14 protein-coding genes are annotated in these 14,989 nt (G+C 59.4%); 5 read left to right on the top strand and 9 right to left on the bottom strand.

The window, feature by feature from the left end:
- Positions 1 to 166 precede the first annotated feature (166 nt).
- Positions 167 to 1,096, top strand: coding sequence for a LysR family transcriptional regulator (locus JOE34_RS16460; RefSeq protein WP_003426270.1), 930 nt, complete (start codon positions 167 to 169; stop codon positions 1,094 to 1,096).
- On the opposite strand, the gene pstB is transcribed toward JOE34_RS16460, so the two are convergent.
- The 4 genes from pstB to pstS all read right to left on the bottom strand — a co-directional run bounded on the left by pstB (position 1,097) and on the right by pstS (position 4,859).
- Positions 1,097 to 1,876, bottom strand: a complete 780-nt coding sequence (gene pstB / locus JOE34_RS16455) for a phosphate ABC transporter ATP-binding protein PstB (RefSeq protein WP_002553918.1) — start codon at positions 1,874 to 1,876, stop codon at positions 1,097 to 1,099. It abuts the gene before it with no gap.
- The gene (pstA, locus tag JOE34_RS16450) at positions 1,876 to 2,760 is read right to left on the bottom strand and encodes a phosphate ABC transporter permease PstA (protein WP_003396464.1); all 885 of its coding nucleotides are present in this window, start codon (positions 2,758 to 2,760) and stop codon (positions 1,876 to 1,878) included. Before pstA ends, pstB begins: the two co-directional genes overlap by 1 nt.
- Positions 2,757 to 3,752 (bottom strand): phosphate ABC transporter permease subunit PstC, encoded by a 996-nt coding sequence (gene pstC, locus JOE34_RS16445; RefSeq protein ID WP_003315456.1) that lies wholly within the window; start codon positions 3,750 to 3,752, stop codon positions 2,757 to 2,759. The genes pstA and pstC overlap by 4 nt, the downstream gene beginning before the upstream one ends.
- An 81-nt stretch (positions 3,753 to 3,833) precedes the next feature.
- Positions 3,834 to 4,859: a phosphate ABC transporter substrate-binding protein PstS gene (gene pstS, locus JOE34_RS16440; RefSeq protein ID WP_003315457.1), complete on the bottom strand. Its 1,026-nt coding sequence runs from the start codon at positions 4,857 to 4,859 to the stop codon at positions 3,834 to 3,836.
- 518 nt (positions 4,860 to 5,377) lie between these two features.
- Between pstS and JOE34_RS16435 the strand changes: the two genes are divergently transcribed.
- Together JOE34_RS16435 and JOE34_RS16430 are read left to right on the top strand one after the other, a co-directional pair.
- Positions 5,378 to 5,662 (top strand): hypothetical protein, encoded by a 285-nt coding sequence (locus JOE34_RS16435; RefSeq protein WP_003315458.1) that lies wholly within the window; start codon positions 5,378 to 5,380, stop codon positions 5,660 to 5,662.
- Positions 5,663 to 5,771: 109 nt separating this feature from the next.
- Positions 5,772 to 6,074: a hypothetical protein gene (locus JOE34_RS16430; protein ID WP_024664983.1), complete on the top strand. Its 303-nt coding sequence runs from the start codon at positions 5,772 to 5,774 to the stop codon at positions 6,072 to 6,074.
- Here JOE34_RS16430 and JOE34_RS16425 read toward each other — a convergent pair.
- Complete coding sequence (locus JOE34_RS16425) at positions 6,050 to 7,753, bottom strand: VRR-NUC domain-containing protein (RefSeq protein WP_209996092.1); 1,704 nt, start codon at positions 7,751 to 7,753, stop codon at positions 6,050 to 6,052. The genes JOE34_RS16430 and JOE34_RS16425 overlap by 25 nt on opposite strands.
- A 169-nt stretch (positions 7,754 to 7,922) precedes the next feature.
- Here JOE34_RS16425 and JOE34_RS16420 point away from each other — a divergent pair, with 169 nt between their 5' ends.
- On the top strand, positions 7,923 to 8,441 hold the full coding sequence (locus JOE34_RS16420) for a nucleoside 2-deoxyribosyltransferase (protein ID WP_010407009.1): 519 nt from the start codon (positions 7,923 to 7,925) through the stop codon (positions 8,439 to 8,441).
- 10 nt (positions 8,442 to 8,451) lie between these two features.
- Here the strand turns inward: JOE34_RS16420 and JOE34_RS16415 are convergent, their stop codons facing one another.
- Positions 8,452 to 9,354 (bottom strand): LysR family transcriptional regulator, encoded by a 903-nt coding sequence (locus tag JOE34_RS16415; RefSeq protein ID WP_003417523.1) that lies wholly within the window; start codon positions 9,352 to 9,354, stop codon positions 8,452 to 8,454.
- 106 nt (positions 9,355 to 9,460) lie between these two features.
- Between JOE34_RS16415 and JOE34_RS16410 the strand changes: the two genes are divergently transcribed.
- On the top strand, positions 9,461 to 10,549 hold the full coding sequence (locus tag JOE34_RS16410) for an AbrB family transcriptional regulator (RefSeq protein WP_004417340.1): 1,089 nt from the start codon (positions 9,461 to 9,463) through the stop codon (positions 10,547 to 10,549).
- Between the two features lie 47 nt (positions 10,550 to 10,596).
- On the opposite strand, the gene JOE34_RS16405 is transcribed toward JOE34_RS16410, so the two are convergent.
- The 3 genes from JOE34_RS16405 to JOE34_RS16395 form a co-directional block, all read right to left on the bottom strand.
- Complete coding sequence (locus JOE34_RS16405) at positions 10,597 to 11,841, bottom strand: AGE family epimerase/isomerase (protein WP_024684271.1); 1,245 nt, start codon at positions 11,839 to 11,841, stop codon at positions 10,597 to 10,599.
- A 125-nt stretch (positions 11,842 to 11,966) separates the two neighbouring features.
- Complete coding sequence (locus JOE34_RS16400) at positions 11,967 to 13,592, bottom strand: methyl-accepting chemotaxis protein (protein ID WP_209996090.1); 1,626 nt, start codon at positions 13,590 to 13,592, stop codon at positions 11,967 to 11,969.
- A 173-nt stretch (positions 13,593 to 13,765) separates the two neighbouring features.
- A complete protein-coding gene (locus JOE34_RS16395) occupies positions 13,766 to 14,905 on the bottom strand; it encodes a glycerate kinase (protein WP_209996088.1) in 1,140 nt (379 codons plus the stop codon).
- Positions 14,906 to 14,989 lie beyond the last annotated feature (84 nt).

Raw genomic sequence — 14,989 nt, 5'->3', positions numbered from 1 at the left:
ACCCTGTTTCCCCCTACAGATTCGCCCTTTTCCTGCCTGAAGAAGCGTAAGCAGACGTTTCATCATGTTGGGGCAAAATGCTGGACGCCTTCTGTGCGGACTGCCTAGACTTAGCCACCCGTTATCGGCCGTTGTGGCCATCCGGGTCTGATGCCAAGGAACAGCAATGAATCGAAATGAACTGCGCAAGGCCGACATCAACCTGATGGTGGTATTCGAAACATTGATGCAGGAGCGTAACGTCACCCGTGCAGCCGAAAAACTGTTTCTCGGCCAGCCCACGATAAGCGCTGCCTTGAATCGCCTGCGCAGTCTGCTCAACGACCCGCTGTTCATCCGCGTCGGCCACCGCATGGAACCCACTGCACGCGCCCACGAGATTCTCAAGCACCTGACGCCCGCGCTGGACGCCATGTCCACGGCGCTCAGCCTGACCACCGACTTCGATCCATCAGTCAGCAAAATGACCTTTCGCATCGGCCTGACCGATGACGTCGAATTCGGCCTGCTGCCGGCGATGCTCAAGGCCATCCGCCTGGAAGCGCCCGGCGTGGTGATCGTGGTCAAGCATGTCGACTACCTGAATATCTCCGAAGTGCTGATGTCCGGCGATATCACCGTTGGCGTCTGCCTGACCCGTGAACTACCGGCCAACGCCAAGCGCAAGACCCTGCGTAACGTGCAGCCGAGGCTGGTGCGCGCCGACAAGCCTGCCAGCCCCATGAGCCTGGACGAATACTGCTCGCGCCCGCACGTGGTGGTGTCGCACGTTGCGAGCGTCAATAGTTTCTCCGATGAGTGGCTGACCGCGCTGGGGCGCAAGCGGCAGGTGGTGTTGTCGGTGCCGCAGTTCGCCACCCTGCCCGCCTTGATGGCCGGCACCGACATGATTTCGGGGCTATCCGACTACGCGGCAAAGGCCATGAGCGCCTTGGGTTTGCTGTATGACGAGCCACTGCCCTTCCCCACGCCGGGGCTGGACCTGTCAATGACGTGGCTGAGTGTGATGGACAGCGACCCTGCCGAGCGTTGGCTGCGCAGCAGGATCGAGGAGTTCATGGGCGAGCGCCAGGAAGCGCCCGCCCTGGCCGGATGATCAGCCGAAACGACCGGTGATGTAATCTTCGGTCTGGGTCTTGGAGGGCTTGGTGAAGATGGTATCGGTGTCGCCGTGCTCGATTAGTTCCCCCATGAACATGAAGGCCGTGTAGTCGGAGCAACGCGCCGCTTGCTGCATGTTGTGGGTCACTATGATCACGGTGAACTGCTCTTTAAGCTCGGTGATCAGCTGTTCGATACGTCCTGTGGAAATCGGGTCAAGTGCCGAGGTCGGCTCGTCGAGCAGCAATACCTGAGGACGCAACGCGATGGTGCGGGCGATGCACAGACGCTGCTGCTGACCACCGGACAGGCCGGTCGCGCTCTGCTTGAGCTTGTCCTTGACCTCGTCCCACAAGGCCGCACCACGCAGGGCCTGCTCGACGCGATCTTCCATTTCCCGACGCGACAGTTTTTCGTGGTGCTTGATGGCATAGGAAATGTTGTCGTAGATCGACATCGGGAACGGCACAGGCTTCTGAAACACCATGCCCACATGACTGCGCAGGCGGTTCATCGAATAGCCTGGCGCCAGGATGTTCTCGCCATTGAGCAGCACTTCACCGCGTGCTTCCTGCTTCGGGTACATCGCGTAGATGCGGTTGAAGACGCGCAGCAGGGTCGACTTACCGCAACCCGACGGGCCGATGATCGCAGTGATGCGCTTCTCGGGGATGGTCATGTCGATGGACTTCAACGACTTCTGGTTGTTGTAGAAAAACTCCAGACCGCGTACTTGGATCTTGGTTTTTTCGTTGGCCAGGGAAAGGTTGTTCATCAGGACGCCCTATTGCGCAGAAGAATTAAGCGAGACAGCAGACTCAGTATCAGTACGAACAACGTCATGACCAGCGCACCGGCCCATGCCAGGGAGTGCCAGTCATCGAACGGGCTCATGGCGTACTGGAAAACCACCACCGGAACGCTGGCGATGGGTTTGAGCAGATCGCTGCTCCAGAACTGGTTGCCGAAAGCGGTGAACAGCAGCGGCGCGGTTTCGCCGGTGATGCGTGCCAATGCGAGCAATACGCCGGTTACCACACCAGCCTTGGCCGCGCGAAGGACGATTTGCAGGGTCAGCTTCCATTGCGGTACACCCAGCGCCAGCGCAGCTTCACGCATGGTCGAGGGTTGCAGTTGCATCATTTCGTCAGTGGTACGCACCACCACCGGTATCACCAGCAATGCCAGCGCGAGCGCACCGGCAATCGCCGAAAAGCCCACCTGATGGCCTGTCACCGCGTTGAGTGGCAGTACCACGACGGTGTAGACGAACAGACCGAGCACAATGGAAGGTGCCGACAGCAGGATGTCGTTGATGAAGCGAACCGTGTTGCCCAGTTTGGTGTAGCGGGCAAATTCGGCCAGCCAGATGCCGGCCATCAGGCCGATCGGCGTACCGATCAGCAGGCCGATGCCGGACATCAGCACGCTGCCGTAGAACGCGTTGGCCAGGCCACCCTCGGTACCAGGCGGCGGAGTCATGCCGGTAAACAGTTGCAGGTTGAGCGCGTCGATGCCCTTGATGATGGTGGTCAGCAGAATCCACACCAGCCACAGCAGGCCGAAGGCAGTGGCACCACAGCTGAGCACCATCGCAATCTTGTTCTTGAAACTGCGAACCCGATACAGGTGCTCGCTGCCGGTCACATCCTTACTCATAACCCCTCCTTACGCGAAAGGCGCGACAGCATCAGGCGTGCAAGGGCCAGCACGATGAAGGTGACGACGAACAACAGGAAGCCAAGGGCTATCAGTGCGGAGCGGTGCAAGTCGGTATAGGCCTCGTTGAACTCGTTGGCGATCACCGAAGCGATCGAACTGCTCGGCATCATCAGCGAAGCCGAGAATTGATGCGCGTTGCCCAGTACGAAGGTTACCGCCATGGTTTCGCCGAGCGCGCGTCCCAGCCCGAGGAACACACCGCCGACAACGGCCGAACGGGTGTAAGGCAGCACGATGTCCCAGACCACTTCCCAGGTTGTACCGCCCAGTGCATAGGCCGATTCTTTAAGGGCTACGGGCACTGTGCGGAAGACTTCCTGCATCACCGAGGTAATGAACGGCGTGATCATGATCGCCAGCACGATACCGGCGGTCAGCATGCCGATACCCAACGGTGGCCCCTGGAACATCGGACCGATCAGCGGCAGTGCGCCAAGGTTTTCGGTGATCCACGGCGACAGGTGTTCAGCCATGAATGGGCCGAAGACAAACAGCCCCCACATGCCGTAGATGATCGAAGGGATACCGGCCAACAGCTCGATGGCCGAGGCGATCGGCATGCGCAACCAAGGCGGCGCTACTTCGGTAAGAAAGATTGCAATGCCGAAACTCACCGGTACGGCGATCAGCAAAGCCAGAAAAGAGGTAACCAGGGTGCCGTAGATTGGAACCAGGGCGCCGAACTTGCCGGCGTTCACGTCCCACTCGGTGCTGGTCAGAAAGCTAAACCCGAAAGTCTGGAATGCCAGACTGCCGCCCCACAGGGTCGACAAGGCAATACAACCCAGCAAAGCAAGCACCAGCATCGCTGCAGCCTGCAATGAACGCTTGAACCACAGGTCATGACGATGATCCCGTTTGGCGCGCTTCTCGCCCTCGGACTCACCAGCGGAGACGTTAGCGGACAGGTATTGGGTGTTTTCAGTCATGTTGAGGCCACTCGCAAGGAAAAGCCCCCGTCACCGAGCCGATATCGCGGCTGATGACAGGGGTGGTACGGGTTGAATCACTTACTTGGTGAATTCCGTTTTCCAGTAGCTTTCCACGCGATCAACCAGCGATTTTGGCAATGCTACATATTCCAGTTTCTCGGCCTGCTTCTGGCCGTTTTCCAGGGACCATTTGAAGAAGTCGAAAGCAGCCGTGCTTTTCTCTTCGTTCTTGGCTTTCTTGTACATGATGATCCAGGTGGTCGCGGTGATCGGCCATGCAGCCTCACCCGGCGCGTTGGTCATGATCAGGTTGAAGTCTTTGGCGCTTGCCCAGTCGGCAGTGTCAGCGGCAGCAGCAAATGCCTTGGCATCAGGCTTGATGAATTTGCCGGCAGCGTTTTTCAGCTGAGTGTAGGACAGCTTGTTGGTGGTCGCGTAGGAGTACTCGACGTAGCCGATCGAACCCTTGATCTGCTTCACATAGGCCGAAACACCTTCGTTACCCTTGCCGCCCACGCCTGCTGGCCACTGTACGGTCGAACCGAACTTCAGCTTCTCGTTCCACTCCGGGCTGACTTTGCTCAGGTAGTTGGTGAAGTTGTACGTGGTGCCCGAACCGTCCGAACGGTGAACGACGGTGATCGCCACATCTTTCAGGTGATCTTTCAAATCAGGGTTCAGGGCAACGATTGCAGGGTCGTTCCACTTCTTGATGTCGCCCATGAAGATCTTGGCGATGGTTGGGCCGTCCAGCTTCAGTGCGCCACTTTCGACGCCTTCGACGTTGACGATCGGCACGATACCGCCGATCACGCTCGGGAACTGACCCAGACCGCCAGCCTGCAGATCTTCTGCGGACATCGGGGCGTCGGATGCGCCGAAGTCAACGGTCGCAGCCTTGATCTGGGCAATACCACCACCCGAACCGATGGACTGATAGTTGATACGGTTATCCTTGCTCTTGCTGTAGTCCTGGGACCACGCCGAAATAACCGGGTAGACGAAACTCGAACCAGCGCCTGTTACATCAGTCGCGTGAGCCACACCGCTAAGGCACAGCGATGCGATCAGAAGCGACAAGCGTTTTTTAGTCAGCAGAATCACGGTAATACCTCAGTCCAGGAGATTGTGTGGTGGTCCACTTAAGGAGGCCCGAGGCGGATTTAAAACCTCAAATGTTGCTGTTTAATGACAATCCAACGAATCGTGTCGTGCGCGGAACGTTTTTGTAAGTAATTTCTTACGTCGCTGGTGGTGACAAACCCTTTGAAAGCCAATGTTTACGGGCTATTTGCGTGGCGCCAAGCCAAATAGCGTTCTGCCACCACTCATCAGATAGCGGAATGCCAGCTGCGTTATAAAAATGTAAGAAAGTGTGATTTTAAGAATCGTTGTAAATGACCAAGCGGTCACGTTATAGCTAAATCAACTTAAAAATCCGCTTTCGACGGCGCTAAGGGGGTGTATGAGGACCGAAAAGAGCGCGCGATCGCTCTCACGGCTGATAGCAACGACGTAAGCCGTCATGTATCGAACATATCTACCGTTCGTCGGGTTCGACGGCACCTATGGCCACTGGCCAATGACCAATATGAGTCCTTTAAAACAACGGAGTAAGCACCATGATCAAGACCAAACTGACTGCCCTGACTCTTGCTGGCCTGATGGCTGTAGCTTCAGGTGCGGCCTTCGCCGAGTCGACCACCACCCCTGAAACCCCGATCAACAAGAATGCGACCAAACTGCCGGGCACCAATACCCAGCCGATGGACCGCACCTCGTCCGAGACTCCAGGCGTGCAGACTGAAAGCAAAGAAGCGGCAGCCGAGCGTTCGATGAAGCACGACAAGGCTACACACGGCACTCACGACAAGAGCACCGTCACTGAAAAGACCAAGACTCAATAATCAGGCGTCTTACGCGGGCAGGACCATGCCCTGCCCGCGGGTCTACCCTTCTCGCGTCACCGTTTCAATCAAGTACTGTTTCAATCAAAGTACTCACGGAGTTTGCATAATGATCAGGAGTAGATTGGGGGCGATAAGCCTCGCGGCATTTTTGGCCCTGTCGGGCACCAGTGCATTTGCAGGTTCGACCGGCCCGACCAACCCGGTCAGCGACAGCCCAAAAGTACCGGGCACCGGAGCGGAAAACAACGTCGATGGAACCAGCCCCGGCGCGCCAGGCACAAGCCCCGGCACCAAAGGTATTGACCCCTTGCCCGGAAAGAACGGCAGTGCGGATGACAAGCCTCATGATTCGAAACAGCCCCATGATGCGGATCATCAGGACAGTCAGGACGGGCACAAGGCCCCTTGATGATCTGACAGGTCGCTACTGACGCAGACACTGTCGTCAGTCGCCCACTGCACGTAACACACCTCCACCGGCATGCCATGCTCGGCACAGAAGTCCAGCCAGCGCAGTTGGTTGTCCTGGAGGCGGTCACCCGGCCCCTTGACCTCGATCATTCGATAACGACGCTGTTCCGGAAAAAACTGGATCAGATCGGGCATCCCTGTCCGGTTGGCTTTTATGTCCTGCAACAGCCGACGAAACCAGCGAAGCAAATGCTCTGCCGGCAGGCAGTAGAGTGCCTGCTCCAGAAGCTCTGGCGTCAGCGCTCCCCAGAATACAAAGGGTGATTGCAGACCGTATTTGCCCTGAAAATGCTCACGAATGGTCGCCAAGTATTCATCCGACTCCAGTTGCATCAGACAGGCATCGAACAATGTCGCCCTGCGCTGGTAGAAGTCAGGGCTGTACAGGTCACTCGGCGCACTGTGAAACGGATGAAAGAATGCACCCGGCAACGGGGCGAAAATGGCTCGCCAGCACAGCAGCCCGAACAGTGAATTGATCAGCGCATTTTCGACGTAATGCACCTCCCCACCCTGCTCTTCTTCAAGGTGCAGGCGTATCAGACGCTCGACACTCATTCCCGATACTGGCGAGACCTGTACGTCCAGCCGCGCAATGGCCCGCACCGTGCGCTTGCGCGCTGCCGTCAGGCCGAGCTTGCGTTGCAGGCGTGGCAATACGCGTGACAGGTGCTGGACCTCCGCATCACTTTCCGGTGCCAGACGGGCCTGTTCCGCCAGCGCCAGCGCCGCTGCGTACTCGGCGTTGCGCTCCAGTACGCGGATTTGCCTTGAGCGCGCGCCGGGGTAACTGGACTGACGATAGACCGCCATCGCCAGAGGCCAGTCCTGCATGCGTTCGGCCTGTTGCCCGATACGAAACAGCAGTTTGCCGCGCCGCATGAGCAACCACGGGTTACCGCACTCGATGGCAATGACACGCTCGGCCAGCGCACGCAGTTCCATGCAGGTTTCCAGCGCTTCCCGGCAGGCATGCAATTGCAGGCACACATCGATGTCGGCACGCTGGTTGATGCCGCGCGACTCCAGCGAAAACTCGACTTTCTCGTAGCGGTAGATACCCAGGTCAGCCAGTACGAATTCAGACCATTCCTGGTACAGATTGCCGAAGTACAGCAAGCGCAGGCGATCGCACAGCGGCATGATCTTCAGGCCGAATACGGCGTCGGGCAAGGTCGGGTGCCATTGTTCGAGGGACTGCGGCGACGGGTACATCGGCTGCAAGCGCTCGAACCATTCCTGCTTGCGCTCAGGGCCCTTGACCGCATGGTCTTTGAAGCACTGGCTCAACTCATCCCGACGCAGCAGCTGGAACAGCTCGCTCAGGCCCAGCGGCGGAGCGCTGTCGACCCACTCCCGCGCCAGCAGCGGCAATACCGCGTCATGAGGGTCGCCAATCTCGACATAACCGAGTTTGCTGGCCCGAAACAACACGCCTTTGCGCATCACCATGCGCACCAGCAAACCCTGGGAGGGCACCGGCAGCTCGGCAAACTCGCTGATGAAGCGGCGCTCGCTCGCATCGAGCAGGTCATCATAGCGCCGGGCAATCCAGCCAAGGACCTGACGGAAGTTTTCCAGGTAATAAAACGGGTTGTCGAGGGGCGAGTTATTCAAGGCCAGCGTTCACATGACAAATGAGCAGACTGAACAAGGATACTGGTTATCCGTACAGATTCCAGCGCAAACGCCTGCTGTTCGTGTTCCAGCCGATCAATGGCATGTATCGCGAGCAGACGGTCCGCCTTAGAATCGGCGCGATAATATCTGCAGCCGAGAGACGAATATGCACGCGCCACTGGTTTATCTCGCAGGCTTCGACGTGTTCAGGACCGACGCCGTGGAACATGGACGCTATCTCAAGGCATTGTGCGCCGCACACGGGCTTGAGGGTTTGTACCCGTTCGACAATGAGGTCACGCACGGACGGACAGCGCATGAAACCGCACAGCAGATTTACTCGATGAATGTCGCGATGATCCACCGCTGCACTGCCATGCTGGTCAACCTCAACGTGTTCCGTGGTCTGGAGCCGGATTCAGGCACCGCATTCGAAGTCGGGATGGCGGTCGCACTGAACAAACCGGTGTGGGCGTACTTTGAACCAGTGGCGTCGCTGCGCGAGCTGGTTCCCCACGATGAAAACGGTCTCGACGCCAATGGGTTTGCGGTTGAAGACTTCGACTTGCCGCGCAACCTGATGCTCGGCTGCAGTTGGGCGGGTACCAGCTCGACCGTGGAGCTGGGTGCAGAGGCGCTGGCAAAGTACCTGAGCGGCTTTCAGGCCCTGCCGGCGAGCGGCTGAGCGCAGGCTGTCAGCCCCAACCCAGAAAGTCTCCGCCATTATCGCGCAGCATCTGCAACATACCTTCTGCCGCGGGTGACAGGTAACCGCCCTTGCGCAACGTCACACCAATGGTGCGTTTGAGGGTGGTTTGCTCCAGTGGCACTTCACGCAGGTGCTGCATGGTCTTGCCGAACTCCAGAGACTCGCGGGCAATGAAGCTCAACAGATTGCTGCGGGCAATCAGCCCCGGCAACAGCGAGATTGAGTTCGCTTCGATCTGCACCGTCGGTAGCGGCAGGCCATGAGCGGCGAAGGTCGCGTCCAGCCATTTGCGCGATGAAACACTCACCGGCGGCAGTACCCAGCGATACGCGCACAGGTCACTCATTTTCAATGCCGGCTTGAAAATCGGATGATTCTTGCTGGCCACCACCACAGCTTCGTCCTGCAGTATTGCAAAGCTGGTGACGTCTTCACTGTCGGGCGCCAGCGCGCAAATGATCATGTCCAGCTGCCCCGAGCGCAACGATTCACGCAGCAGGTCATCCTGGCCTATCACCAGCTTCAAGGTGACGTCCGGGGTACGTTGCAACAAGGCCGAAGTCAGTTTCGGCATCAAATATTCCGCCATGGTCGCGGCGCAGCCGACACGAATGTTACCCACCATGCCACTGGCGAAATCCCGGATTTCGCGCTGGGTCTGGGCGATGCTTTGCTGCAACTCCTTGCCACGCGCCTGCAACAGCTCGCCTACGGGGGTCAGCTTGATGCGTCGGCCGTCACGTTGAAACAGTCGCGTGCCGAATGATTCCTCGAGGCGCTGAATGCTTTTGGTCAGCGCTGGCTGACTGCGATTGAGCTTCTCCGCAGCGCGTCCGAGGTGCCCCAGCTCGGCAATGGTTTCGAAATAGGTGAGATCGCGCAAGTCCATATCTATCAACCAAAGTTATCAATTCATGATTATTAGAAAATAGACTTGATGGGTTGCGAAGTCGATACTGTGTGTATGTGATTTACCCCAATCAAGGAGAACGTCCTTGTCAAACGCTTCACGCTTTTCGCTTTCCTCCCTTTCCCCGCTGGCTCAATGGGCGGGTCTAATCCTGATGGCCGGCATTGCCGGTCAACTGCTCAAACTGTTCGATATGCCTGCTGCGATGTTCCTCGGGCCCATGCTGGTCGCCATCGGCTTTGGCGTATCAGGTGCCAGCATCCGCATGCCCAAGCGGGCCTTTCAACTCGGTCAGGGCACGGTTGGCGTGCTAATCGCGCATGCCATGTCAGTCAGCGTGCTGCTCACCGCCCTTCATTCATGGCATGTCATGCTTCTGGCGACCATCCTCACGGTCGTGCTGAGCGCGGCGGTTGGGCTGGTGCTGGTGCGCTTTGCCGGTATCCCGAGCAACACCGCAGCCTGGGGCACGTCACCGGGCGCGGCTTCGGCAATGGTCGCGATGTCCGAGGACTACGGTGCCGATTCGCGCATCGTCGCCACCATGCAATATGTGCGCGTCGTCTGCGTGGTCACTATCGGCGCGCTGGTCAGCCATTTTATCGGCGCCCCGGATTCCGCTGCGGCCCTGCACACCAGTGCAGCGGTACTGCCCAGCCTGAACCTTGTCGACCTTGCGCTGAGCCTGGCAGTGATTGCCGCAGGCGTGACTCTCGGCTCGCGCCTCCCGGCAGGTGCCCTGCTGGTGCCACTGATGCTGGGCGGCGCGCTGCAACTGAGTGGCGTGATGCAGATCACCGTTCCGGCCTGGTTGCTGCCCATCGCTTACGGTGCCATAGGCTGCTACGTCGGCCTGCGTTTCGACCGGCCGACGGTGCAGTACGTCTGGAGACGGCTGCCGATGATGATTCTGGCCTCATTGCTGTTGATCGTGCTCTGCGCCGTGTCGGCCTGGCTGATTGCCGTGATGCTGGGCAAGGATTATCTCTCTGTGTACCTGGCGACCAGCCCGGGCGGCCTGGACACCATGGCCATTATTGCCATCGATACACATGCCGACGTCGGTTTCGTACTGGCGATGCAGACCTTGCGCCTGTTCGGCGTGATCCTGACCGGTAGCTTCCTGGCCCGGCAGATCATCCGCCTGACCGACAAACGCATCCCTGCGCTTTGACTTCAGATTTCAGGCTTGAGCCGACAGCCCAGGCTTGACCCAGTGGTTTATTCCAGTCCCGCCAGAGCGCTGGCCAGGCTTGGCGCCAGCGGCAACACCGGCAATAACGTGGCCTGATAGGCGTGATAAAGGTCCGGCTTGCCGGGCCATATGTCTGCGCTGGGCTCGTTGCGCTCGTTCAGCTCATGGCGCCAGCTGCCATGTTCATGATCGATGAACAGGGTCTCGTTGAACTCCCAGAAACAGCGATACCAGTCTTCATACTGCTGCTCGCCGGTACGTTGCAGCAATGCGGCAGCAGCAGCGGCCGCCTCGCAGTGAGTCCAGTGCAGGCGATGACGGACCACCGGCTGGTTCTGCCAGTCGAGGGTGTAGACAATACCCGGTGCTCCATCGACATCCCAACCGTACTGGCAGGCATTGGCAAACAGTTGGCGGGCGTCGTCCAGCAACCATTCGGGGTTGGCGCGTCCGGCCTGACGGCGCGCAGCCTCCAGATGCAACACCAGCCGCGCCCACTCGAAGGCATGCCCCGGCGTAGTGCCGAAGGGCCGGAAACCGTCAGCCGGGTTTTCCCGGTTGTAATCGGCAAGCGGCTGCCAGTCCTGGGTGAAATGCTCGATGACCTGAAAGTTGTTGGCACCGGCATGCTCATGGATAACCCGCTCGACAATGCTCAGCGCCCGGTCGAGCCACTGCGCGTCACCCGTCACATCGGCGAGTGCAAGGAAGGCTTCGGTGCTGTGCATGTTGCTGTTGGCGCCGCGATACGATTCCTCATTGCTCCAGTCCCGCGCGAACGACTCACGCATGGCACCTTCCTGCTCGCTCCAGAAATGCGTCTGGATGACCTGGATGGCGTCTGACAGCAATGCCTGCGCGCCAGGCCGCCCCGCCACCACGGCAGAACTGGCCGCCAGTGCGACGAACGCATGCAGATAAGCCTGCTTTTCGGTCTTGCCGCCGTCTTCGAGCGCGGCACTGAACCAGCCGCCGTGTTCGGCATCGTGCAACGGTCCGCGCAGTGCGGCGATACCGTGATCGACCAGCGCAGCACAGCCAGGGATGCCCTGCGCATGCGCCATGGCAAAACAGTGGGTCATGCGCGCCGTGTTCATGGTTCCTGCGGTGGCACCGACCATCAGCCGACCGTAGTCATCAAGACTGCCAAAGCCGTTGTCCAGCCTCGAAGCCTTGGCGAAGGTCAACAAACGATTGCCTTCCAGTGCCAGCCACTGGTGATGGGCTGGCGAGCGCAGCCAACTGCTGAAGGTTTGATTATTGTTATTCATGAAGCGATGCCGCCCCCTTCGATAAGGTTGTGCCCAGACTGTACCGGAGGTCATTTCGACCGAGGGCATAATGCGCGTCCGGTCGATCGTCGGCAAGCGGACACAACCTGTATCAATGTAGGGTTTTACACCTTGAAGCGTGAGACCACCTGGCTCAGATCGGCCGCCAGACGCGACAATTCGTGGCTCGACGCACTGATCTGGTTGGCACCCTGAGTCGACTGCATGGACAGATCGCGAATGTTGACGATATTGCGATCGACCTCACGCGAGACTTGCGCCTGCTCTTCCGCCGCGCTGGCAATCACCAGATTGCGCTCGGAAATCTGATTGATCGACGAGGTGATTTCGCTCAAGGACTCGCCCGCGCCCTTGGCCAGCGCCAACGTCGAGTCGGCCCGATCGCGGCTGGTGTTCATCGAATCGAGTGCCTGCGCCGAACCGCTGCGCATGGCACTGACCATCGAATCGATTTCCAGGGTCGACTGCTGGGTGCGATGCGCCAATGCCCGGACTTCGTCCGCCACTACCGCGAAACCACGGCCCGACTCGCCTGCACGTGCCGCTTCGATGGCGGCGTTGAGTGCCAACAGGTTGGTCTGCTCGGCAATCGAGCGGATCACGTCGAGCACTTTACCGATGTCCTGCGACTGATTGGCAAGGCTTTGCACCAGCATCGAGGTGGCCTGCACGTTGTCGGTCAGCGTCTGGATCGACTGCACCGTCTCGATCACCCGCGTCTGGCCAGCCAATGCCGAGGTACTGGACTGGTTGGAGGCGTCCGACGTGGACACGGCATTACGCGCAACTTCTTCTACTGCCGAGGTCATTTCGTTGATCGCTGTAGCGGCCTGATCAATCTCTGCATTCTGCTGGTTCAAGCCGCGGTAGCTGTCTTCGGTGACCGAGTTGAGCTCGGTAGCGGCCGATGCCAGCTGGGTGGCCGAACTGCCGATGTGGCGCATGGCTTCACGCAGATTGACCTGCATCATCGCCAGCGCACGCAACAGTCGGGTGACTTCGTCTTCGCCATCGACTTCGATGGTATGGGTCAGGTCGCCGTTGGCAACCTGCTCGGCAGCGGTTACCGCACGCTGCAGCGGACCGACGATGCTGCGGGTCAGCCAGAGCGCCAGGCCGATGGTGCACAGCGCAGCAATCACCACGAAGATAATGACGATGTCGCGCGACTTGTCGTACTGGGCCTCGGCCGACTTGCCTTCCGCATCGACCTTGGTGACATAAAAGTCCGCCAGGTCACCGAGTTGCTTGCCGGAGCCGTCGACGATCTGCTTCATGTCGACCAGCAGCAGCTTGTTCAGCCCGACGCTGTCGCTCTGGCCAGCGAGTACAAAGGAGCGGTCCAGCGCACTGCGGTATTGGCCCATGGTCACCATGAACTGGTCGGTCAGCGTCTTCTCTTCGGGCGTGTCGACAAAGGTCTTGAGGACAGCCAGCTTCTTGTCCAGATCGCCCAGGCGTACATCCATCTGGCCACGGTAGGTCGGAATGCTCGCAGGATCGGTGTCCAGCGCCATGCGCAAGGAAATGGTCCGAATGCGCAGCATGATTTCGCGGATATCGTTGACCACTCGCATGCTGGGCAGCCAGTTGGTCTCCACCGCCACTTCACTCTGGCGAATGGTCGACATCTGCGCCAGCGCAAACCACCCCAGCAAAGCCACCAACAGGGAAATGAGGGTAAAACCCAGACCGGCACGACGAGCGATAGTGAGTTTGCGTAAATTCATGACCAGGGCTCTTTATATTTTTTGGAGGGCAGTGTCCGACGCGAAGTTGTCAGACAACCGACAGCGTATCGCCCTGGTCAGGCAATTCTTTAGGTCGGCCTGCGATCATTTGCAGGGTTGCTTAAAGTAACGGCCAATAGCTGGGCCGGTGTTCGCTGATCACAGTGCTGTCATCAGCCGCCCGAAGCCATCTGCCAGAGCCGCGCCACATCGCGCGCGCGCTCGTGCAACAGGCGGCGGGTATCGCGGCAGGCCTGCTCGAGACTCATTGGTCCGCTGACCAGAGCAAAGGCTGCGCCGATGCCATGCGCGTACAGCTGCTCGTAGCCCTCCCCCAGGGTTCCCGCCAGCACAATCACCGGCACTTGCCGACGCTGGGCGACTCGCGCAACGCCAAGCGGGGTCTTGCCACGCAGGGTTTGCGCGTCGAAACGACCTTCGCCGGTAATGACCAGATCGGCACCGATCAACGCCTGCTCCAGCCCGGTCAGGTCGGCCACCACTTCCACGCCGGCACGAAACGAGGCCTTCAGGTAGGCCTTGGCGGCAAAGCCCATGCCCCCGGCCGCACCGCTGCCAGGACTGTTGCGCAAGTCCTCGCCGAGGACCTGAGCCGTTTGGTCGGCAAAACAGCCGAGCGCGGCGTCCAGCGCCATGACCTGCTCGGGCGATGCGCCTTTTTGCGGGCCGAAGATAGAGGAAGCGCCATTCGGTCCGCAGAGTGGATTATCGACGTCGGCGGCGATTTCGACGCACACGTCAGACAAGCGTGGATCAAAACCGCTCAGATCGATACGCGCCAGCTCGGCAAGCGCGAGCCCACCGGACGCCAGCGGCTGATCGTCGGCATCCAGAAAGCGCGCCCCCAAGGCTGTAAGCATGCCGCTGCCGCCATCGTTGGTTGCGCTGCCGCCGATGGCCAGAATCACCCGACGGGCTCCTGCATCCAGTGCCGCCGAGATCAATTGGCCGGTGCCTTCCGTGCTGGTCACACAGGCGTCGCGTTGTGCCAGGGTCAGCAATTGCAAGCCACTGGCCATGGCCATTTCGATGATTGCGGTCCTGCTCTCCGCCAGCCAGCCCCAATGGGCAGTGACCGGGGCGCCCAGCGGGCCGCTGACGCTGGCGCTCATCAGCTCGCCATTGCAGGCAGCCAGCAGCGCCTCGATGGTGCCCTCCCCGCCGTCTGCCATCGGGCATTTGATCAGCTCGGCATGCGGCCAGACTTCTGCCACACCACTGGCGATCGCGTCGGCAACTGCCTGGGCGCTGAGGCTGTCTTTGAACGAGTCGGGGGCGATGACTATTTTCATTGTTGTTCTCCAGATCCGGTACTCGAATGCTCTCATTCAAAACCGTGCTTTCCGCCTGTCGATCGCACAATGATCCGTCGCCAT

Source organism: Pseudomonas sp. PvP028 (assembly GCF_017832255.1).
Lineage (GTDB): Bacteria > Pseudomonadota > Gammaproteobacteria > Pseudomonadales > Pseudomonadaceae > Aquipseudomonas > Aquipseudomonas syringae.
Note: the sequence above shows the minus strand (reverse complement) of the source record. Positions and strands in the feature narration are given on the sequence as shown.